17 protein-coding genes are annotated in these 21094 nt (G+C 70.0%); 9 read left to right on the forward strand and 8 right to left on the reverse strand.

Annotated elements, in window-relative coordinates; all coding sequences use genetic code 11:
* The first annotated feature begins 135 nt into the window (after positions 1 to 135).
* Positions 136 to 1962 carry an AMP-dependent synthetase/ligase gene (locus AQI88_RS02525; protein ID WP_066990961.1) on the forward strand — a complete coding sequence of 609 codons (1827 nt, stop codon included), beginning with the start codon at positions 136 to 138 and terminating at the stop codon, positions 1960 to 1962.
* Positions 1963 to 2186: 224 nt separating this feature from the next.
* On the forward strand, positions 2187 to 3023 hold the full coding sequence (locus tag AQI88_RS02530; RefSeq protein ID WP_066990964.1) for an aldo/keto reductase: 837 nt from the start codon (positions 2187 to 2189) through the stop codon (positions 3021 to 3023).
* 79 nt (positions 3024 to 3102) lie between these two features.
* Here the strand turns inward: AQI88_RS02530 and AQI88_RS02535 are convergent, their stop codons facing one another.
* A complete protein-coding gene (locus AQI88_RS02535) occupies positions 3103 to 3714 on the reverse strand; it encodes a hypothetical protein (protein ID WP_066990967.1) in 612 nt (203 codons plus the stop codon).
* 165 nt (positions 3715 to 3879) lie between these two features.
* On the opposite strand from AQI88_RS02535, the gene AQI88_RS02540 reads away from it, so the two are divergent.
* Complete coding sequence (locus AQI88_RS02540; RefSeq protein WP_066990970.1) at positions 3880 to 4572, forward strand: glycoside hydrolase family 75 protein; 693 nt, start codon at positions 3880 to 3882, stop codon at positions 4570 to 4572.
* 13 nt (positions 4573 to 4585) lie between these two features.
* Here the strand turns inward: AQI88_RS02540 and AQI88_RS02545 are convergent, their stop codons facing one another.
* Complete coding sequence (locus tag AQI88_RS02545; protein ID WP_066990972.1) at positions 4586 to 4918, reverse strand: hypothetical protein; 333 nt, start codon at positions 4916 to 4918, stop codon at positions 4586 to 4588.
* A 3-nt stretch (positions 4919 to 4921) separates the two neighbouring features.
* A complete protein-coding gene (locus AQI88_RS02550; RefSeq protein ID WP_066990975.1) occupies positions 4922 to 5824 on the reverse strand; it encodes a class I SAM-dependent methyltransferase in 903 nt (300 codons plus the stop codon).
* 87 nt (positions 5825 to 5911) lie between these two features.
* Here AQI88_RS02550 and AQI88_RS02555 point away from each other — a divergent pair, with 87 nt between their 5' ends.
* Positions 5912 to 6721, forward strand: coding sequence for a phytanoyl-CoA dioxygenase family protein (locus AQI88_RS02555; protein WP_066990977.1), 810 nt, complete (start codon positions 5912 to 5914; stop codon positions 6719 to 6721).
* A 29-nt stretch (positions 6722 to 6750) separates the two neighbouring features.
* Here AQI88_RS02555 and AQI88_RS02560 read toward each other — a convergent pair whose 3' ends face one another.
* Both AQI88_RS02560 and AQI88_RS02565 read right to left on the reverse strand, forming a co-directional pair.
* Positions 6751 to 8484: a glycoside hydrolase family 6 protein gene (locus AQI88_RS02560; protein WP_066990980.1), complete on the reverse strand. Its 1734-nt coding sequence runs from the start codon at positions 8482 to 8484 to the stop codon at positions 6751 to 6753.
* A 39-nt stretch (positions 8485 to 8523) separates the two neighbouring features.
* A complete protein-coding gene (locus tag AQI88_RS02565; RefSeq protein ID WP_079057357.1) occupies positions 8524 to 9999 on the reverse strand; it encodes a cellulase family glycosylhydrolase in 1476 nt (491 codons plus the stop codon).
* Between the two features lie 260 nt (positions 10000 to 10259).
* Here AQI88_RS02565 and AQI88_RS02570 point away from each other — a divergent pair, with 260 nt between their 5' ends.
* The 5 genes from AQI88_RS02570 (at position 10260) to AQI88_RS02590 (ending at position 18506) form a co-directional block, all read left to right on the forward strand.
* Positions 10260 to 13187 carry a glycoside hydrolase family 48 protein gene (locus tag AQI88_RS02570; protein WP_066990986.1) on the forward strand — a complete coding sequence of 976 codons (2928 nt, stop codon included), beginning with the start codon at positions 10260 to 10262 and terminating at the stop codon, positions 13185 to 13187.
* Between the two features lie 117 nt (positions 13188 to 13304).
* The gene (locus AQI88_RS02575; protein ID WP_066990989.1) at positions 13305 to 15971 is read left to right on the forward strand and encodes a cellulose binding domain-containing protein; all 2667 of its coding nucleotides are present in this window, start codon (positions 13305 to 13307) and stop codon (positions 15969 to 15971) included.
* A 96-nt stretch (positions 15972 to 16067) separates the two neighbouring features.
* Positions 16068 to 16538, forward strand: coding sequence for a hypothetical protein (locus tag AQI88_RS02580; protein WP_066990992.1), 471 nt, complete (start codon positions 16068 to 16070; stop codon positions 16536 to 16538).
* Positions 16539 to 16551: 13 nt separating this feature from the next.
* Positions 16552 to 17985: a hypothetical protein gene (locus AQI88_RS02585; RefSeq protein ID WP_066990995.1), complete on the forward strand. Its 1434-nt coding sequence runs from the start codon at positions 16552 to 16554 to the stop codon at positions 17983 to 17985.
* Positions 17982 to 18506, forward strand: a complete 525-nt coding sequence (locus AQI88_RS02590; protein WP_066991000.1) for a hypothetical protein — start codon at positions 17982 to 17984, stop codon at positions 18504 to 18506. The genes AQI88_RS02585 and AQI88_RS02590 overlap by 4 nt, the downstream gene beginning before the upstream one ends.
* 398 nt (positions 18507 to 18904) lie before the next feature.
* On the opposite strand, the gene AQI88_RS02595 is transcribed toward AQI88_RS02590, so the two are convergent.
* From AQI88_RS02595 to AQI88_RS02605, 3 genes are read right to left on the reverse strand one after another with little or no spacing between them, the layout of a single operon-like run.
* Positions 18905 to 19654, reverse strand: a complete 750-nt coding sequence (locus AQI88_RS02595) for a class I SAM-dependent methyltransferase (protein WP_066991003.1) — start codon at positions 19652 to 19654, stop codon at positions 18905 to 18907.
* A 5-nt stretch (positions 19655 to 19659) separates the two neighbouring features.
* On the reverse strand, positions 19660 to 19965 hold the full coding sequence (locus tag AQI88_RS02600; protein WP_066991006.1) for a 4a-hydroxytetrahydrobiopterin dehydratase: 306 nt from the start codon (positions 19963 to 19965) through the stop codon (positions 19660 to 19662).
* Between the two features lie 48 nt (positions 19966 to 20013).
* Positions 20014 to 21090: an ADP-ribosylglycohydrolase family protein gene (locus AQI88_RS02605; protein WP_066991010.1), complete on the reverse strand. Its 1077-nt coding sequence runs from the start codon at positions 21088 to 21090 to the stop codon at positions 20014 to 20016.
* Positions 21091 to 21094: the final 4 nt, after the last annotated feature.

Genomic DNA, 21094 nt, shown 5'->3' on the forward strand with positions numbered 1-21094 from the left:
CGCATTTTCCAGGCCGTGGCCGGACCATACGTGAGTATTGCTCGATTTCGCGCCCCCTCCCGCCCCGCCGGTGGGTGGGGTAGCTTTCACGGCGCTGTGCGGAGCGTCACTGAGGAGCAGAAGCGGGGAGCGGGTTTGCGCGAGTTCACCAACCCTCCGTTGGCGTCGGCGCCGCCGGTGGGCGGTCTGGCCGACGTCGTCTTCGACCATGCCCAGACGGACCCCCTGCACATCGCGCTCGGCCGCAAGGACGAATCCGGCCAGTGGCGGGACGTGACCTCCGCCGAGTTCCGCGACGAGGTCCTCGCACTCGCCAAGGGGCTCCTCGCCCAGGGCATCCGCTTCGGTGACCGGGTCGCGATCATGTCCCGCACCCGCTACGAGTGGACCCTGTTCGACTTCGCGCTGTGGACGATCGGCGCCCAGGTGATCCCGGTCTACCCGACGTCCTCGGCCGAGCAGTGCTTCTGGATGCTCTACGACGCCGAGGTGTCGGCGGCGGTCGTGGAGCACGAGGACCACGCGATGACCATCGCCACCGTCATCGACCGGCTCCCGCAGCTGCACCGGCTGTGGCAGCTGGACGCGGGCTGTGTGCAGGAGCTGTACGACGCGGGCGCGCACCTGGACGACGAGATGGTGCACCGGCACCGGCAGGCGGTCACCCCGGACTCGGTCGCCACGATCATCTACACCTCGGGCACGACCGGCCGTCCCAAGGGCTGTGTGATCTCGCACGGCAACTTCATGTGGGAGGCGGACACGGTCATCGAGCGGTGGGAGCCGGTCTTCCACTCCAAGAAGGGTGACGAGGCGTCCACGCTGCTGTTCCTGCCGCTGGCGCACGTCTTCGGGCGGATGGTGGAGGTCGCGGCGATCCGCGGCCGGGTCCGTTTCGGGCACCAGCCGCAGCTGAACGCGGCCGCGCTGCTGCCGGATCTCGCCGCGTTCCGGCCGACGTTCATCCTCGCGGTGCCGTACATCTTCGAGAAGGTGTTCAACGCGGCCCGGCGCAGGGCGGAGAAGGACGGCAAGGCGGGACCGTTCGAGAAGGCGGTCGAGGTCGCCGTGAAGTACGCCGACGCCGTCGAGGCCAAGGCCTGGGGCATCGGGCCGGGGCCCTCGGCGGGCCTGAGGATGCAGCATCAGCTGTTCGACAAGCTCGTGTATGCAAAAGTCCGTGCGGCGATGGGCGGTCGTATACGGAATGCGATGTCCGGTGGTTCGGCGATGGACCGCCGGCTGGGCCTGTTCTTCGCGGGCGCGGGCGTGCAGATCTACGAGGGCTACGGTCTGACCGAGTCGACGGCTGCGGCGACCGCGAACCCGCCCGAGCGCACCCGCTACGGCACCGTCGGCCAGGCCATCCCGGGCGTCACCGTGCACATCGCGGACGACGGGGAGATCTGGCTGCACGGCGGGAACGTCTTCCAGGGCTACCTCAACAACCAGAAGGCCACCGACGAGACCCTGCACGACGGCTGGCTCGCCACCGGCGACCTCGGTTCGCTCGACGAGGACGGCTATCTGACCATCACCGGCCGCAAGAAGGAGATCCTGGTGACCTCCGGCGGCAAGAGCGTCTCCCCCGGTGTCCTGGAGGAGCGGGTCCGTGACCATCCGCTGGTCAACCAGTGCATCGTCGTCGGCAACGACCGCCCCTACATCGCGGCCCTGGTCACCCTCGACCAGGAGGCCGTGGAGCACTGGCTGCAGATGCGCGGCAAGCCGAGGCTGACCCCCGCCCAGCTGGTGCGGGACCCGGATCTGGAGACGGAGGTGCGGCGGGCGGTCGTCGCCGCCAACACCCTCGTCTCCCAGGCCGAGTCGATCCGCACCTTCCGCATCCTGGCGCAGCCGTTCACCGAGGAACACGGCCTGCTGACACCGTCGCTGAAGCTGAAACGGAAGGCGATCGAGAAGGCGTACGAGAACGAGGTCGAGGCCCTCTACCGGGCCTGACGATCCGCCCAGCTCCTCGCGGGCGAGGCCGGCCGCGCTGCCGTGGCCGCCGTCGGCCGTGCCGTCGCGGTCCCGGCTGCGCGCAGCCGGGCGCGGCCGATCTGCGCCGCAGGGACTGACTATCCGGTCAGTTGGTGCGGATTCCGTGGTCAGGAATGCATACCGGCCCGTGATCGTTGACGATGGGAGTACCACCTGTCGACAACCGAAGGATCAACAAGCTCGTGAGCAGCAAGGTCCCCCCGATCATCCTCAACAACGGCGTCGAGATGCCCCAGCTGGGCTACGGCGTCTGGCAGGTGCCGGACGACGAGGCCGAGCGGGCCGTCGCCACGGCGCTCGAGGCCGGGTACCGCAGCATCGACACAGCGGCGATCTACGGCAACGAAGCGGGCACCGGCAAGGCCATCGCCGCCTCCGCCCTGCCCCGTGAGGACATCTTCGTCACCACCAAGCTCTGGAACAGCGACCAGGGGTACGACTCCACGCTGCGCGCGTTCGACGCGTCGCTGGAGAAGCTGGGTCTCGACTACGTGGACCTGTACCTGATCCACTGGCCGCTGCCGTCCCGGGACAAGTACACCGACACCTACAAGGCGTTCGAGAAGCTGCATGCCGACGGCCGTGTGAAGGCGATCGGCGTGTCCAACTTCCTTCCCGAGCACCTGCGGCGGCTGACGGCGCAGACGTCGGTCGTCCCGGCCGTCAATCAGATCGAGCTGCACCCGCACCTGCAGCAGCGCGAGGCGCGCGCGTTCCATGCGGAGCAGGGCATCGCCACCGAGGCCTGGTCGCCGCTCGGCCAGGGCAAGGGCCTGCTGGAGGTGCCGGCCATCGTCGCCATCGCGCAGAAGCACGGCCGCACTCCGGCGCAGGTCGTGCTGCGCTGGCACCTCCAGCTGGGGAACGTCGTGATCCCGAAGTCCGTGACGCCGTCGCGGATCAGGGAGAACATCGAGGTGTTCGACTTCACCCTGGACGACGAGGACCTCGCGGCGATCAGCGCCCTCAACGAGGACCGGCGGATCGGCCCGGACCCGGCCACCTTCGACCTGGGCTGACACCCGCACGGCGCGCGGCCGTCCGCCCCGCCGCCGAGGCGGGGCGGACGGCCGCGCCCGAACCTAGGCGCAGGCGAGGTCAGTTGAGGCGCAGCTCCGAGTGCACGACCTCGAACTCCTCCAGGCCCGTGACGCTCACGTGGGCCTTGGCCGCGCCCTCGTGCCGGGCCGCCGCCTGGCCGGCCCGGGAAGCGACCATCGAGGAACGGTCGACGAAGAGGGTGCCGACCCGGCCCGTGCCGTGCTCCCGGTCGATGAGCAGGGTGGCCCTGGCCAGTCCTGGCAGGGTCTCCAGGCGCGGGATCACAGTCGAGCGGAACGTCTCGGCCAACAGGTCCGCGTCGGCGGGGTCGAACTCGACCCGGCTGACGCGCAGTCCGCCGCCCACCCGTGGTGCCTGGACCGGGTGGACCACCGCCGCTTCGAAGTTCTCCACCGCCAGCGTGCCCGCGAACGGCTCCAGCAGCGCCGGTCTGTGCTCGCGCATGACCTCGTCACTGTTGTGTCGCGCCTCCTCGGAGTCCCACCAGCTCACCCCCATCAGCTTGCCGAGCTCCCGGTCCACGAAGACCCCGGCCCCTCGGTAGCCCGGACGTTCTTCGAGCAGGTCCCGCCCTTCGGTGTTCAGCGCCCGGACGGCCGTGTCGATCTTCGCGGGATCGCCGGTCACATAGATGCTGCGTACGAACATGGCATGTCGCCTCCCAGCTCGACATAACCAGTCTTCCCCGGGGGGCAAACCACCGCAAACACCACAGTGCGCCCGACTTCTTCGCGGAGGCTTGACGCGGACATGCAGATGGGCCACCTTGTACGGCACCGGTAAGGAAACTTTCCTAACAGAAGGGCTCCCCCAGTGCGCCTTCGAACACTGACCCTCGCCGCGGCCTCCGGAGCCGCCCTCCTCGCCGCCGGAGCGCTCCCCGCCAACGCCTCGGCAAACGCCCCGACTTCGGCCCAGGAGGGCTCGGTCAGCGCGGCCGACCTGCTCGCCAAGGTGACGTCCTGTGCGCAGATATCCCACGGCAAATACCAGACCGACGAGGAGACTTCGGCCACGGTGCCCGTGTGCGGCAAGAACGGCGCGGTGTTCTGGAAGGCCGACATGGACGTCGACTGCGACGGCCAGCGCACCACCAACTGCAACGAGAACCGCGACCCCTGGTACCAGGACGACACCGCCTTCCACCAGTCGGACGGCAAGCCCCTGAGGGCCGAGTCACTGCCGTACGTGGTCGTGCCCAGCTCCAGCAGCATCTGGAACTACTCCGGCGCCGGCATCAAGGGCGGCGGTGTCGTCGCCGTCGTCTACAACAACAAGGTCGAGTACGCCGTCGTCGGTGACACCGGCCCCACGAAGATCATCGGCGAGGCCTCGTACGCCACCGCCAAGGCGCTCGGCATCGACCCCGACCCGGCCACCGGCGGGGCCGACTCCGGCGTGACGTACATCCTCTTCAAGAACTCCAAGGCCTCCCCCATCGAGAGCCACAGCGCAGCGGTCTCCCTCGGGGACCAGCTGGCCAAGCAGTTCCTCGCGAACAACTGACATTCGTTCTACGTCAGTTGACCTGCCCCAGCGGGCGTATGACCACGGTGCCGACGTCGACCCCGATGCCGAACGGGCCGCCGTGGGCGCGGGCGCAGACCGCGGCAGCCGACCGCTCGGGTACCAACGGGCGCGTGCGGTCGGCCGGATGAGCCGTCGCGAGGTGGTCCTCCGCGCCGTCCGGCCCAAAGCCGAAGGCCGGCAGCCGGGGTGACGTCGCCGCCCACACCTCGGCGGACGCGTCGGGCGCCCCGGCCGGGAGCAGCGAGCCGTCGGCGGAGAACGCCAGGGCCGTGCGCCGCGTCCCACAGGGTGACCCGGCCCCGGAAGCCGGCGACGGCGGCATACCTCACCAGACGGGTCGCACCGCCGTGTGGACCGTGTACGCGCCCAGGACGAACACGTCCGGCCTGCGGTGCACGCTCGCCGGATCGGACGGGTCGAGCAGGCGGTCCAGGGTGGCGCGGTCCTCGGCGTCCACGCCCTCGGCGACGGCCTGGCGCAGCCGGGACAGGGCGGCGACGACGTAGGCGCGGGCCCGGTCGGTCGCGGGGGCCGGCAGATCGAGGAGGAAACTGCGGGTGCGGGTGTGCTTCAGGCCGGCGGAGGTCAGCAGCGCCGGCCAGTCCTCGGTCTCGGCGACGGAGCCGGGGAGGTCGGCGCGCATCCGCGCAAACCACTCCTCCTCCACCGCGTCCAGTCGCGCCTGGAGGCCGGGGCGTCCGATGCCGATGTCCCGGGGCAGGAAGCGCGTGGGGAGGCCGCCTTCGAGCAGGGCCAGGGTGCCGCCGGGGGCCAGCCGGGCGGCGAACGCGGCGAGCGCGGCCCGCTGGTCGCCGAGGTGGTGCAGGCTGCGGCTGGCCCACAGCAGGTCGGCTGGGTACTCCAACTCGTCCAGTACGCCGGGCAGTTCACCTGCGAGGGTGTCGAAGCGGTCGGCGACGCCCTGGCGTACGGCGCGGGCGCGGGCGCGCTCCAGCAACGGCTCGGTGCTGTCGACGGCCACGACCCGGGCCCCGGGGAACGCCTCGGCGAACAGGCACGTGACGACGCCGGGCCCGCTGCCCGCGTCGACGATCAGCCCCGGCTCGGTCACCTCCTTCGCCAGCCAGGCCATGGCCCGCTCGTAGACGGGCGTGAACAGCTCCGCCTGCGTCTCCAGCAGGGGGCCCATCTCGTTCCAGTCGATGTCGGTGTCGTGCCCGTGCGTGTGTCCGTGCCGGTGCTCGTGCTGGTGGTGATCGTGCGCCATGGTGGCCAGCCTCTCGTCGGGATGCCGTCAGCGTGCGACGGCACACCGGACGCGGGCCAGCGGTGTTGCCGACCCGGCAAAAAGGGGATGCGCGGCGGCAAGCGGACCGGTGACGATGGGCCGGTGGACGACGAACTGGTGGAGCGCTTCCTCTGCGACGGCTTCGTGAAGATCGAAGGCGCCTTCCCGCCGCGGGTCGCCGAGGACTGTGCGCGGCTGCTGTGGCAGGAGACGGGCTACGACCGCGACGACCCCGGCACCTGGAAGGACCCGGTGGTGTGGGTGGGCGGCATGGCACAGGGGCCGTTCGCGGCGGCGGCCAACTCCCCCGTCCTGCACGAGGCGTTCGACGTGCTGGTCGGCGAGGGACGCTGGGAGCCGCGCTACCACCTGGGGTCCTTCCCGCTGCGGTTCCCGCACGAGGAGGAGCCGGACGACGCGGGCTGGCACATCGAAGGCAGCTACCTGCCCGAGGGCGCGACCTGGCACTACGCCAACGTGCGGTCGAAGGACCGGGCGCTGCTGATGCTGTTCCTGTTCAGCGAGGTGACGGAGGCGGACGCCCCGACCCGCATCCGCGTCGGATCGCACCTCGACGTACCGGCGCTGCTCGAGCCGTACGGCGAGGACGGCGTGTCCGGACTGGAGATCGCCCCGAAGCTGGTCGAGGCGTCGGCACACCGCCCGCTCGCCCACGCCACGGGCCGCCCCGGCGACGTCTACCTCTGCCACCCGTTCCTGGTGCACGCGGCCCAGCCGCACCACGGCACGCGGCCCCGTTTCATGGCGCAGCCGCCGCTGCACCCGGCGATGCCGTACGAGCTGGACCGTCCCGACGGGGACCACTCGGCGGTGGAGTTCGCGATCCGCCGGGGCCTGTCCCTCGGCGAGGGCTGACCCCGGCGGACGTCCACCGCGTCAGTGCGTCACGGCAGCGGCGGGTAGGCGTTCTGCATCAGCTGCTGGAACTGGGCGGAGAACCAGTGCCCGGACAGCGGGGCGTTCGGCAGGGCCCCGGACAGGTTGTTGTTGTTGCGGGCGTTGCCGGTGTACGTCGGGTCGCACATGCGGTCGAAGCCCTTGCCCTCGTCGTTCGGGATGGCGCTGCTGGAGCCGTCGGACTCGCCCGGGGGCTTCATCCACACATAGGCGTCGATCCCGGCGGCCGGGCCGGCCTGCGGGCGCTCACCGAGGCCGGCGCCGGCCTGGTTGCACCAGTTGCCGACGTGGATACGGCGGTCGTAGCGGCCGCCGTTGACGTACGTGTCCACGTCGGTCTTCGCTCCCGGTCCGGTCGGGCGGGCGGTGCCGCCCCAGCCGTTGCGGGAGGTGTCGATCAGCATGCCGATGTTCGCGTTGAAGCCGACCGAGACCAGCTGGTTGCGGAAGGCCTGCGCGAAGGACTGCTCGTCGACGTAGCGGTTCCAGTCGACCCACGTGGACTGGCGCACCGAGGTGCCGTTGACGCTGTCGTTGATGGTGAAGTTGTTCTCCTTCAGGGCGCTGTAGTTGGCGGTGTTGGTGATGAACCCCTGTACATCGTCTACAGTCGCCCCCTCGCTGGTGGCCGCCTGCTTGAACAGGGTGGCAGCCGCGCCGAAGTTGTCGTCCCAGCCGAGCCAGCCGTGGTGGCCGGCGTCGAGGTAGTTGTAGACGTTCGGGATGGCGCCGAGCTTGGCGAGGGCGTAGCCGACGCCCTTCACGTAGTTGCCGTTGGCGAGCATGGTGTCGCAGTTGGCGGTGGCGGTGGCGCGGCCGCCGGTGTTGGTGACGAGGTTGGGCAGCGAGTCGAGCTCGATGGTGGTGACGATCCGGAGGGAGGCGTACTTCGGGTCGGCGAGGATCGTCGCGATCGGGTCGATGAACTGCGTCTTGTACGTGTCGATCTCGGTGGGGCCGAGTTCGCCGTTGGAGGCCAGTGCCGAGCAGTCCCGGCCCGGCAGGTCGTAGACGACGAGCTGGACGACCTCTTCGCTGCTGCCCTTCTGGGCGAGGGCCGCGTCCAGGTGGGCGCGCAGGCCCATGCCGCCGCCCGCGCCGTTGATGGCGGCGATGCGGTCGAGCCAGACGCCGGTGGGCTGGTTGGAGACGCGGCTGCCGCCCGGTTCGGCGGCGGCCTTCGCCGACCACTCCGGGTTCACGTAGACCTTGGCTCCGGCGTAGGGGTTGTCGACACGGGTGCCGGTGCCGCCCCCGCCGCCGTTCCCGCCTCCGCCGCCCCCGCCGCCCCCGCTGCTGCCGTCGTCGACGTTGCAGGTGACACCGTCGAGGGTGAACGTGGCGGGGGCGGCGTTGGTGCCGCTGTAGGAGCCGTTGAAGCCGAAGCTGACCGAGCCGCCGGTGCCCAGCGTGCCGTTGTAGGTCTCGTTGGCGGCGGTGACGGCGGTGCCGCTCTGGCTGATCTTCGCGTTCCAGCCGCTGGTCACCTTCTGGTTTCCGGCGTACGACCACTTCAGTGACCAACTCGACTTCGCGGCCGTGTTGTTGGTGACGGTCACGGCGGCGGTGAAGCCGGTGTCCCACTGGTTCTGCACCTTGTAGTCGACGGTGCAGGGGATGGCGGTGGTGGTGGCGCCGGCCGGTGCGGCGGTGAGGGCGGTCCCCGAGGCCCCGGCGACCAGCGCCAGGGCGGCGAGCAGTGATGTTCTGGTACGACTCATGAGTGCGGGTTTCCTTCTTCCGTGGGTGTCTGGCGGGGCTCAGGGGTCGAGGGCGCGCAGATGGTCGCGCAGCCCGGCGCCGTACGCGGTCGGTGTCCCGTCGTACGAGGAGATCAGGGAGGGACCGGCGGAGCAGTCCCAGGTGTTCCAGGTCCAGCCGAGGTAGGACAGGTTGTGGTCGTCGAACCACTTCATGACCTGGTCGACGAAGCCGTGCGAGCAGGTGCCCTCGCCGATCTCCCCGGCGATCAGCGGCACCTGGGCCGCGACCGGGGCGAGGGTGGAGTTCCAGCAGCTCTCGCTCGCGCAGGTGTTGAAGTTGTAGACGTGGTAGGCGGCGGCGAGATTGCCCGTCGGGTCGCTGGGTTTGTATGCGGTCCACTGGCTGAGGTCGTTCGCATACGCCAGCCCGCCGGCCATGATGACGTTCTTGGCTCCGGCGCCGCGGATGCTGTCTACGAGATCCTGCATACCGGCGACCTGGTACGAGATCCCGGGGCAGGTGCCGCCGTCCCGCCAGCACTTCCAGGCGTCCGTCGTGCTGGAGGTCGCCCGGTCCGGGTAGGGCTCGTTGAACAGGTCGAACACGGCGGCCTGGTCGTCCTTGAAGGTGCCGGCCACCGAGGACCAGAAGGACGGGGCGTACTGCCTGTCCGGCATCGGCTTCTGGCAGGTGGCGTGCAGGTCGGAGCAGCCCGCCGAGTTGCCGGTGTACTGGCCGTAGGACCAGTGCATCTCGAGGATCGGTGTCATGCCGTGCGCCTCGACGCGGGCCACCAGGTCCTTGACGGCGTTGATGTAGTTCGCGCCGCCGTACTCGGGTTTGATGTGGGACAGGCCGAGCCAGCACTCCTCGTTGAGCGGGATGCGGACGGCGTTGGCCTTCCAGTCGGCGATCGCCTTGATCGCCGCGTCGTCCACCGGGCCGTCCCAGATGCCGTAGCCCTGCACGCACATGAACTCGCCGCCGGAGCGGTTCACGCCGAGCAGGCGGCGGGTCTTGCCGGCCGCGTCCACGAGCTTGGTGCCAAAGACGTGCAGGGCGGGCGCGGTGCCGTTCGACGGCGGCGGATCAGTCGGCGGGGGTGTCGTCGGGTCCGGATCCACGTTGCACGTCGTGCCGTTGAGCTTGAACGCCGTCGGTACGGCGTTGCTGCCCGACCAGGAGCCGAGGAACCCGGCGCTGACGCTCGCGCCGGAGCCGAGCGCACCGTTCCAGCTCTCGTTGGCGGCGGTCACCGTGGGGCCGGACTGGGACCACTTGGCGTTCCAGCCCTGGGTGACCTTCTGGCCGCCCGCGAAGTCGAAGGTGAGCGTCCAACTGCTCATCGCTGCCTGGTTGTTGGTGATCTTCACGGAGCCCTGGAAGCCGGTGTCCCACTGGCCGGTGACGGAGTACTCCACCGTGCACGCGGGCGTGGCTCCCTCAGCCGTGACCACCGGGACGACCACGCTTCCAAGAAGCGCGACCGCGCCGGCGACGGCTAAAAGTACTGAACGCGGGGGGTGTCGCATGAGCGACTCCTTGCAGCTTGGCGCGCCGTGACGGACGCGTCGACTGAACGGAATCGCTCCCACTGGTGCGATGGAAGGTAGCGGCAAGTGCCTTGATTGCCCAGGGGAGTTGCTTGACTTTTCCTCAACCGAATCCGTCGAATCTTTTCGACTCTTCAAGCACCTTGACCGTTCACAGGGTCGTCCTCACTATGGGAGCGCTCCCACTGGTTCAAGCCTTGACTTCTTTCGAGCCGCACGCCGCAAGGAGGAACCAGCACATGGATCCCGGACGCAGACGCACAGCTGTGCGGCGGTGGTGGACCGCCACGCTGGCCGCGCTCGCTCTGCCCCTGACGATGCTCGCCACCGGCACCACCGCCGCGCACGCCGCGAGTGTGCAGTGCAGCGTCGACTACAAGACGAACGACTGGGGTTCCGGCTTCACGGCCGACCTCACCCTCACCAACCGCGGCACGGCCGCGATCGACGGCTGGACCCTGACCTACGGCTACACGGGCAACCAGAAGCTGACGAACGGCTGGAACGGCACCTGGTCCCAGTCCGGTCAGACCCTCACCGTCAAGAACGCCTCGTACAACGGCACGATCGCGGCCGGGGCCGCGGTCTCCACGGGCGCCCAGTTCACCTACAGCGGCACCAACGCCGCCCCCGCCTCCTTTGTGGTCAACGGCACCACCTGCGCCGGCGCGCACCAGCCGCCGGTCACCGTGCTGACCAGCCCGAGCGCGGGCGCGGTCTACACGCAGGGGGATGCGGTACCGCTCGCGGCGACCGCGGCGGCGGCCGACAACGCGACGATCAGCAAGGTGGAGTTCTACGACGACACCACGCTGCTGGGTACGGACACGAGCGGGCCGTACTCGCTGCCGGTCTCCAGTTTGACCGTGGGCAGTCATTCCCTGGTGGCGAAGGCGTACGACAGTCTGGGCGCCTCCGCCGAGTCCACGCCGGTCGGCATCACGGTCGCCTCGGGACCGGCGGTCGTGGCCTCGCCGACCCAACTGGGCATCCAGCAGGGCAAGTCGGGCTCGTTCGACGTGAAGCTGTCGACACAGCCGAGCGCGAACGTGACGGTGAGCGTGGCCCGCACGGACGGGAACACGGGCCTGTCCGTGACCGGCGGTTCCGCGCTGACCTTCACCCCGTCGAACTGGAACACCGCGCAGCCGGTGACCGTCACGGCCGATGCCTCCGGCACCGGGAGCGCCACCTTCACGGCGTCGGCGACCGGCCTCACCAAGGCCACGGTCACGGTCACGGAGCTGGCCGCGACGAAGGCGTACGACGCCCGCTTCCTGGACCTGTACGGGAAGATCACCAACCCGGCGAACGGCTACTTCTCCCCCGAGGGCATTCCCTACCACTCGGTGGAGACGCTGATCGTCGAGGCCCCGGACCAGGGCCACGAGACCACGTCGGAGGCCTACAGCTACCTTCTCTGGCTGCAGGCCATGTACGGCAAGGTCACCGGTGACTGGTCGAAGTTCAACGGTGCGTGGGACCTCATGGACAAGTACATGATCCCGACCCACGCCGACCAGCCGACCAACTCCTTCTACAACGCCTCGAAGCCGGCGGCGTACGCACCGGAGCTGGACACTCCGAACGAGTATCCGGCGAAGCTGGACACGTCGGTGCCGGTGGGATCGGATCCGATCGCCGGTGAACTGAAGACCGCATACGGTACGGACGATGTGTACGGTATGCACTGGCTCCAGGACGTGGACAACGTCTACGGCTACGGCAACGAGCCCGGCACGTGCGAGGCGGGCCCGACGGCGACCGGGCCGTCGTACATCAACACCTTCCAGCGCGGCCCGCAGGAGTCGGTCTGGGAGACCGTCCCGCAGCCGACCTGCGACGCCTTCAAGTACGGCGGCACCAACGGCTACCTGGACCTGTTCACCGGCGACTCCTCCTACGCCAAGCAGTGGAAGTACACGGACGCCCCGGACGCGGATGCGCGTGCGGTGCAGGCCGCGTACTGGGCGGACGTGTGGGCGAAGGCGCAGGGCAAGGGCGGTGAGGTGTCCGCCACGGTCGCCAAGGCGGCGAAGATGGGCGACTACCTGCGGTATGCGATGTACGACAAGTACTTCAAGAAGATCGGCAACTGTGTGGGGGCCTCGTCCTGCCCGGCCGGCACCGGCAAGGACGCCTCGCATTATCTGCTGTCCTGGTACTACGCCTGGGGCGGCGCCACCGACTCCGGTGCGGGCTGGGCCTGGCGCATCGGCTCCAGCCATGTGCACGGCGGCTACCAGAACCCGCTCGCCGCGTACGCGCTCAGCTCCTACGCCGACCTGAAGCCGAAGTCGGCGACGGGGGCGAGCGACTGGGGCAAGTCGTTGCAGCGACAGCTGGAGTTCTACCAGTGGCTGCAGTCGTCCGAGGGCGCGATCGCGGGCGGTGCGACCAACAGCTGGCAGGGCCGCTACGCCTCCCCGCCGGCGGGCACGTCGACGTTCTACGGCATGGCTTACGACTGGGAGCCCGTCTACCACGACCCGCCCTCCAACCAGTGGTTCGGGTTCCAGGCCTGGTCGATGGAGCGGGTCGCCGAGTACTACCAGCAGACCGGCAACGCCACCGCGAAGGCGGTCCTCGACAAGTGGGTGAAGTGGGCGCTGTCCAAGACCACGATCAACCCGGACGGCACCTACCGGATCCCCTCCACCCTCCAGTGGTCGGGCCAGCCCGACACCTGGAACGCGTCAAGTCCCGGCAGCAACAGCGGACTTCACGTCACGGTCGCCGACTACACCAACGACGTCGGCGTGACGGCCGCGTACGCCAAGACGCTCACCTACTACGCCGCCAAGTCCGGTGACGCGACGGCGAAGGCGACGGCGAAGGCGACGGCGAAGGCGCTGCTGGACGGCATGTGGGGCAAGTACCAGGACGGCCTCGGCATCGCGGTCCCCGAAACCCGCAGCGACTACAGCAGGTTCGGCGACAGCGTGTACGTGCCGAGCGGCTGGAGCGGCACGATGCCGAACGGCGACGCGGTCAACTCGTCCTCGACGTTCTCCTCGATCCGGTCCTTCTACAAGAACGACCCGGCCTGGTCGAAGATCGAGGCCTACCTCAAGGGCGGCGCCGCGCCCAGCTTCACGTACCACCGCTTCTGGGCCGAGGCGGACATCGCCCTGGCCATGGGCTCGTACGCGGAGCTTCTCGAGTAACGCTCCGCGGGGCAGGCCGACATGTCCGCGCCCCTTCGGGTGCGCGACACCGCACCACTCTTCGGGCGGTCCCCACCTGCACTGGGGACCGCCCTTCCCCAGGAGAGGACCCCCACCGTGCGAAGATCCCGCATCCTCACGGCCGTGCTGGCGCTGGCCGCCGGCCTGCTCGCGGGCACCCCGCCCGCACTGGCCGCCCCCACCCCGCAGGTGACCCTCGCCGCCGACACGTACACCTGGAAGAACGCCCGGATCGACGGCGGCGGCTTCGTCCCCGGTATCGTGTTCAACCGCTCCGAGAAGAACCTGGTCTACGCCCGCACCGACATCGGCGGCGCCTACCGCTGGCAGGAGTCGTCGAAGACCTGGACGCCGCTGCTGGACTCGGTCGGCTGGAACGACTGGGGCCACACCGGCGTCGTCAGCCTGGCCTCGGACTCCGCCGCCCCGGACAAGGTGTACGCGGCGGTCGGCACGTACACCAACAGCTGGGACCCCGGGAACGGCGCTGTGCTGCGCTCCTCGGACCGGGGCGCGAGCTGGCAGAAGACGGACCTGCCGTTCAAGCTCGGCGGCAACATGCCCGGCCGGGGCATGGGCGAGCGGCTCGCGATCGACCCGGACAAGGACAGCGTGCTGTATCTGGGGGCGCCCAGCGGCAAGGGGCTGTGGCGGTCGACGGACTCCGGGGTGACCTGGTCGCAGGTGCCGAGTTTCCCGAATCCCGGCAACTACCAGCAGGATCCGAACGATTCGACCGGGTACGCCAGCGACAACCAGGGGATCGTCTGGGTCACCTTCGACGAGTCGACGGGGACGGCGGGGAGCGCCACGAAGACGATCTACGTCGGGGTCGCCGACAAGGACAACGCGGTGTACCGGTCGACGGACGCGGGCGCGACCTGGCAGCGCGTGGCCGGCCAGCCCACCGGTTATCTGCCGCACAAGGGCGTACTGGATGCGAAAAACGGGTTTCTGTACGTCGCATACAGCGACAAGGGCGGCCCGTACGACGGCGGCAAGGGCCAGCTGTGGCGGTATGCGACCGCGACCGGCACCTGGACGAACATCAGCCCGGTGGCGGAGGCCGACACCTACTACGGCTTCAGCGGCCTGACGGTCGACCGCGAGCACCCGTCCACCATCATGGCGACCGCATACAGTTCCTGGTGGCCGGAGACCCAGCTCTTCCGCTCCACGGACAGCGGGGCGACCTGGACGAAGGCCTGGGACTACACCTCGTACCCCAACCGCTCGAACCGCTACACGGTCGACGTCTCCTCCTCCCCCTGGCTGACCTTCGGCGCGAACCCGTCCCCGCCCGAACAGAGTCCGAAACTGGGCTGGATGACGGAGTCCCTGGAGATCGACCCGTTCAACTCGTCCCGCATGATGTACGGCACGGGCGCCACGCTCTACGGCACCGAGAACCTGACCGACTGGGACAGCGGCGGCCAGTTCACGGTCAGGCCGATGGTGCAGGGCCTGGAGGAGACGGCGGTCAACGACCTCGCCTCTCCCCCGTCCGGCAGCGCTCAGCTCTTCAGCGCGCTGGGCGACATCGGCGGCTTCCGCCACACGGACCTGACCAAGGTCCCGTCGATGATGTACACGTCTCCCACCTTCACCACGACCACCGGCCTGGACTTCGCCGAGACCAACCCCAACACGGTGGTCCGGGTCGGCAACCTGGACTCCGGCCCGCACATCGCGTTCTCGACGGACGACGGAGCCAACTGGTTCGCCGGGACGGACCCTTCGGGGGTGAGCGGCGGCGGCACGGTGGCAGCAGGCGCGGACGGCAGCCGCTTCGTGTGGAGCCCGGCGGGTACCGGCGTGCAGTACACGACCGGCTTCGGCTCGTCCTGGTCGGCGTCGAGCGGCATCCCGTCCGGCGCGACGGTCGAATCGGATCGCGTCGACCCGAGGACCTTCTACGGCTTCAAGTCCGGTAAGTTCTACGTGAGTACGGACGGCGGCGCCACCTTCACCACATCCTCCGCATCCGGCCTGCCGAGCGGCGACAGCGTGCGCTTCAAGGCGCTGCCGGGCACGAAGGGGGACGTGTGGCTGGCGGGCGGGGCGAGCGACGGCGCGTACGGCCTGTGGCACTCCACGGACGGCGGGGCGAGCTTCACCAAGCTGGCGGGCGTCGAGCAGGCCGACACGATCGGCTTCGGCAAGGCGGCGAGCGGGGCGTCGTACCAGACCCTCTACGCCAGCGCCAGGATCGGCGGCGTACGCGGCATCTTCCGGTCGACCGACAAGGGCGCGACCTGGACCCGCATCAACGACGATGCCCACCAGTGGGGTTGGACGGGTGCGGCGATCACGGGCGACCCGAGGGTGTACGGCCGCGTGTACGTCTCGACCAACGGGCGCGGCGTCGTCTACGGTGACACGTCCGACCCGAGCGGCGGCGGGGACGGAGGCGGTGGCGGCGGTACGACCCCGCCGACGGCCGGTGCCTGCACGGTCACCTACAAGATCACCAACCAGTGGTCGGGCGGCTTCCAGGCCGATGTGCAGCTGACCAACACGGGCTCGGCTTCCTGGTCCGGCTGGTCCCTGACGTGGTCCTTCGCGGACGGCCAGAAGATCGGTCAGCTCTGGAACGCCGGCTGGACCCAGTCGGGCACCTCGGTCACCGCGAAGAACGTGAGCTGGAACGGCACGGTGGCGGCGGGCTCGTCGGTGGGCTTCGGCTTCACCGGCACCTGGTCGGGCACGAATTCAAAGCCGGCCTCGTTCACCCTGAACGACCAGGCCTGCACGGCCGTCTGACGAAAGAGGGGGCGCGCCGCCCGGGACGCGCGCCCTCCTTCGCGTAAACTGATCATGAATTGTGCCGGGGCTTCGCAGCGGGGGAGCGTGTGACGCATGGCCTGGGATGAATGGGAGCAGCTGAAGAACCGAGCTGCCGAAAAGCATGACACGAGCATGCAGTTGAACAGTCAGCCGGGTTCCGGAGGCGGCGGGGACGCGGATCTCGTCGTCCATCAGGACGACCTCGGTGCCGTGGGGCACGAGGCGTTCCAGCTCCATGCGCGCCTGCACGACCAGGTCGACATCGCAGGGGCCGGAGCCGACAAGAGCGGTGCCGGAACGACGATGCAGGCCGCGGCGGCGCTGAAGAGCCATCACTTCGACATGGGGTCGGGGCTGGAGACGACCGTGAGCGTGTGGACCTCTCAGGTCAAGGCGGTCCTGCAGGCGTTCGCGCACATCTCGAATCACCTGGACTACTCGCAGAAGCTCCACGCGCGCGACGACGAGACGATCGGCGCCGAGATGCGGAACCGGGACGGTTCCGCCGTGCCGGTGTCCGTGCTGAGCAGCTACTTCAAGTGAGGAGGTCGGACCAGTGAACTACCGTGACCTGCTCGAAGTGGATCTGGGTAAGCTCGGCTCCGCCGTGGCCACCTGGGAACAGGCGGTGAAGCACCTCGATGCGCTGGCCAAGGATGCCCAGGACGGGTTGAAGGCGAAGGCCGACAGCGCCCGTTGGGCCGGGCTCAACGCGTCGGTGACCCGTGAGTTCGTGGACAAGACGGCCAAGGAGTGCACCGACCTGCACAGCGAGGCCAAGAGCATCTGGAGCGTGCTCGACGACGCACATACGGAACTCGCGGGACTCCAGCGGAACGCGAAGGACCTGGACGCGGAGGCGCAGAAGGCCGGATTCCTGGTGGTCGACGGGGACCACGGCTCGGTGAAGGTGATGCCGGCCATGTGCACCGTGGACGGAAAGGAGGAGGGGCAGAAGGCGAAGGACCTGATGCAGTGGTACGCCGACACCCTCACCGATGTCGTGCGGCACGCCTCGGAGATCGATGCCGCCGTCGTGCGGGCACTCCAAAAGAGCCACGGCGACGATCCGTTCAACGCCGGTCATGCCACCTACACCTCCCTGGACGAGGACATGGTGCCGCGGGCCACCAAACTCGCCGAGCTCGGCGACGAGGCCAACACCGAGCAGAGGGGGGAGCTGCGCCGGCTGTGGCAGTCCCTGAGCCCGGAGGCACGAGCCGAACTGTGGTCGCAGCACAAGGACGATCTGATCTCGGCGGGCATCCTCGGCGTTCAGGTGAAGCAGGTGGCACCCGACGACGGCTCCGGCCCCTACGACGTCGAGGACCCCTCCGCCCACGACTACTGGATCCTCGCCGAGGCCAAGGCCATGGCGGCCGGGGGCGACGTCATCGGCAACACCGACGCCGCCCGCAACATGGATCATTACCTCCGGGGCACCGGCACCACACTGGACCTCGACGTGGACCGGATGCTGCAGGACGATGCGCAGCTCCGGCTCACGACAGAGCAGGGCATCCAGAACAACCGGGAAGAATGGCGCAAAGAGGCACTGGAGGCCTTCCGTAAGTCCGGCGGGAAGCCCGTGTCGATCCCGGTGGAGTCGTCCGGCATCGGATACACGCACTCGGACCGGAACTGGTTTCTGGCCGTCGGCAGCGCGAACACCAACACGACGGGCGTGGTCACGGTGGTGCCGGGGGCCGACGGCAAACCCAAGATCGGTCTCGACTACCGGGTCAACGTCTGGGACCGGTACAACTGGGACCCTGGAAAGTCCACCCAGATCGGGCCGACGACCATGACCGACGCGGACATGGCCCGTCTGCACAGGACGGGACTCGCCAAGGAGTTCGACATGAGAGGCAGTGGCACGGTGCAGCACTACGACCTGGGGAACGACGATCCGGGTCCCCTGCCTGCCCCGGCCGACCCGGGCCGGGACGGTACGCGGACCGACCTCGGACGCGACGGAGACGCCCGGTGAGGCGGAAGTCCGTCGGTGTCCTGTGCGCCGGGGCGCTGGTCTGCGCCCTGGCCGCCTGTTCGTCGTCGCCGTCGCCGGGCGCGTCCGTGCGTGACGGCTCCCCAGGCGGGCAGCGGGTTCCGTACTGGGTCAAGGGGATGACACCGCACGAGGTCGCCGGGAGACTGCATGTCACGGTCCCGGCGCAGGCCACCGACCTGAGAGCGGCCTACCAGAAGGGCTTCCAGGACGACGGACTGCTGCTCGCGTTCACCCTGCCCACGGTGGACACCAAGGCGTTCATCGGGAAACTGTCCCCCGACAACCCCCTGTCGCACCGGGCGAGCCCTCTTCCTTCGGCGAAGGACGTCAAGCCGACGACTCCCTTCGCCCACCTCGGTCTGAAGGAGCCGGAGGGCTTGGCCGACGTCACGGAAGGGCCCGTCTGCTCGCCCTGCCAAGGCGAACTGAACTCGCTGGCCGTGGCCCTGCATCCGCTCGACGCGCAGCACAGCCAGGTGTATCTCAGGGGCGTCGACTGAGGCTGCCTCCCACGACTCGGGAAGGCAGCCTCGGAGGGTCGTCAGGCCTGCGCCGATCAGGGCTGCCGCGGCGGCCGCCGCGGCCCGGACGCGACGGCGTCTGCGGTGGGGGGCGGGTGCTTCACGTGACGTACCTCTCGGGGAGGACGGACGGGGTCGACTGTCAGTCGCCGCCGCCCGCACGGGAGTTGCCGTACTTCACGGCCGGTTCCGGGCGGTGCGGGGATTCCGTTCGCGCAGCTCGGCCGGTGCCGGGACCTCGGTGTCCGTGCCGAGGCGCAGGAACGGGGCGTACGCGTCCGGTTCGTGTGACCGGGGTCTCCCCGCCGGAGCCCGCTGGGAGCAGGCGTCCTCGGTGGACGGCGGGGAGACCTGGGTGACCGGCCGGGCGATGGACTTCAGGCGGCCGCCAGCTTCCTGAACGAGCGCACGCGGAACCGGGGGTCGGGGCGGCGGCGGTCCTGGTCGGGAAGGGCCGCCAGCCGCTCGGCGAACCCCTCGACGCGCGGGTCACCGGGCGGCAGCACGGTGAACCAGCCGCGCCGCAGGTCGCCGATGGTGGAACGGGGACTGCGGCCCTGCCCCAGGCCGGTGAAGCAGGCCCCTGCGGCGGGCTGCAGCCCGTGCTCGGCCGCGTGGGCCGCGACGGCTTCGGCGGCGTCCTGGGCGGGCCTGCGCGGGCGCGGGGCGAGGACGGCGTCGATGTCGCTGCCGACGTCGTGCGCGGCGGCCTTGTCGACGGTGGTGACGAAGACCCCGCCGGGCCGCAGGACGCGGGCGCACTCGGCGACGACGGCCCGGACCTCGGCGGCATCGGAGAGCAGGTGCAGCAGCCAGATGCTGGTGACCGCGTCGAAGGTGGCGTCGGCGAAGGGCAGGCGGCGGCTGTCGGCCAGCAGGATCGCACCGGGCAGGCGGGCCGTGGCCCGGTGCGCCATGCCCGGGGCGAGGTCCGCGCCCGTCACGCGCAGTGCGGGCCGGGCCGCGGCGATGCGCCGGGTGACGATCCCGGTGCCGCAGGCGGCGTCGAGGAGCCGGCCCGGCCGGTCGGGTATCAGGCCGAGGACGGCCCGGGCGGCCGCCTCGGCGCGGGGCTCGCCGCCGCGCAGGGTGTCGTAGGCGTCGGCTTCCTTGTCGTAGTTGAGCACGTCCCTCAGTGTGGCCGGTGACCTGGGGCGATGTCCTCCACCCTACGGGCGAGTCCGAAGTCCTTCTCGGTGACGGCGCCGCCCGCGCTGTGCGTGTTCACGCTGAGGGAGACGGTGTTGTAGCCGAGGGTGAGGTCGGAGTGGTGGTCCAGCTCGTCCTGGATCCGTGCGATGTGCACGACGAGCGCGGTCGCCGCGAAGTGCGAGTCGAGCCGGTAGGTGCGGGTGAGGCGGTCCTCCTCCAGCGACCAGCCGGGCAGCTCGGCCAGCCGGTCCTCGATCTCCTTCTGCGACAGCGGTTCGACGGCCATGGCCGGTCTCCCTTCGGGGCGGGCGGGTGCCCGTTCAGCCTGCCACGTTCAGCCCCGTACGCACTCCGCCGCCAGGTCGTCCGCCAGTGCGGCGATCCGGGCGCGGCCCTCCACCCGTTCGACCCAGGCGTGCGGCAGGCCGACGTCGCCGTGCCGGGCACCGAGCAGGTTGCCGCAGATCGAGCCCGTGGAGTCGCTGTCACCCGAGTGGTTGACGGACAGCAGCAGGGCGTCCTTGACGCGGGGCTCGGCCAGGGCGCAGTAGACGCCGAGGGCGAGGGCCTCCTCGGCGACCCAGCCCGCGCCCAGGGACTCGGTCTTCTCGGCGGTCGGCGATCCTTCCGCGGCCAGGTCGAGCGCTTCGCGCAGGGCGGCCGTCGTCTCCTCGTGGCCGGGGTGGCGTTCCAGCAGCCGCAGCGTGCGCAGCACCGCGCCCTCCAGGGACTCCCCGGCGACGAGGTGCGCCACGATCGCGGCCAGCGCGCCCGCCGCGTAGTAGCCGGTGGGGTGGCCGTGGGTGATCTGGGCGCCACGGGCGGCCATGGCGAAGGCCGCGTCGGCGGAGCCCACGAGACCGAAGGGCGCCGAGCGCATCACCGCGCCGCAGCCCTTGGAGTCGGGGTTGACCTCCCCCGGCTTGCCGTCGAGCGGGAGCAGGGGGTCGGGGGCGTACATCTGGGCGACTCCGGACAGGCAGGCGTTGCCGGGGGCGCGGCGGGCGTACAGCCAGGCCTCGGTGATCAGGCCACCGGTGTGCGGCAGTTCGGCCGCCTCGGGGCCCGGCTTCGACTGGGTCTGGAGCCACCGCTCGTACGCCCGGCGCAGCAGCAGCGCCCAGCCACCGCCGGTCCCCTTCTCCCGCTCCCGTGCGTGGGCCTGGACGAGGGCCTCGACGGTGAACAGGGTCATCTGCGTGTCGTCGCTGATCCGGCCCACCACGCCGTGCGCACCGGGCACGAGGCCCCTCACCCCGCGCTCACCGTGCGAGGCGCGGATCCGGTCGAGAGAGGCGAACTCGACGGGGTAGCCGAGCGCGTCGCCGAGGGCCCCGCCGAGCAGGCAGCCGCGGACCCTGGACCGGTACACCGCCGCCGCCTCCCAGGACGGCTGCCACGGCTGGTTCATGCGT

Origin of the sequence: Streptomyces cellostaticus (assembly GCF_001513965.1) — a bacterium.
Classification (GTDB): Bacteria; Actinomycetota; Actinomycetes; order Streptomycetales; family Streptomycetaceae; genus Streptomyces; species Streptomyces cellostaticus.

Bases quoted from the DNA above. Each gene is read 5' to 3' on its own strand.
- AQI88_RS02535 (WP_066990967.1), bottom strand. From the start codon at position 3,714: ATGTTCGTACGCAGCATCTATGTGACCGGCGATCCCGCGAAGATCGAC.
- AQI88_RS02545 (WP_066990972.1), bottom strand. From the start codon at position 4,918: ATGCCGCCGTCGCCGGCTTCCGGGGCCGGGTCACCCTGTGGGACGCGG.
- AQI88_RS02550 (WP_066990975.1), bottom strand. From the start codon at position 5,824: ATGGCGCACGATCACCACCAGCACGAGCACCGGCACGGACACACGCAC.
- AQI88_RS02555 (WP_066990977.1), top strand. From the start codon at position 5,912: ATGCGCGGCGGCAAGCGGACCGGTGACGATGGGCCGGTGGACGACGAA.
- AQI88_RS02560 (WP_066990980.1), bottom strand. From the start codon at position 8,484: ATGAGTCGTACCAGAACATCACTGCTCGCCGCCCTGGCGCTGGTCGCC.
- AQI88_RS02565 (WP_079057357.1), bottom strand. From the start codon at position 9,999: ATGCGACACCCCCCGCGTTCAGTACTTTTAGCCGTCGCCGGCGCGGTC.
- AQI88_RS02570 (WP_066990986.1), top strand. From the start codon at position 10,260: ATGGATCCCGGACGCAGACGCACAGCTGTGCGGCGGTGGTGGACCGCC.
- AQI88_RS02580 (WP_066990992.1), top strand. From the start codon at position 16,068: ATGGCCTGGGATGAATGGGAGCAGCTGAAGAACCGAGCTGCCGAAAAG.
- AQI88_RS02600 (WP_066991006.1), bottom strand. From the start codon at position 19,965: ATGGCCGTCGAACCGCTGTCGCAGAAGGAGATCGAGGACCGGCTGGCC.
- AQI88_RS02605 (WP_066991010.1), bottom strand. From the start codon at position 21,090: ATGAACCAGCCGTGGCAGCCGTCCTGGGAGGCGGCGGCGGTGTACCGG.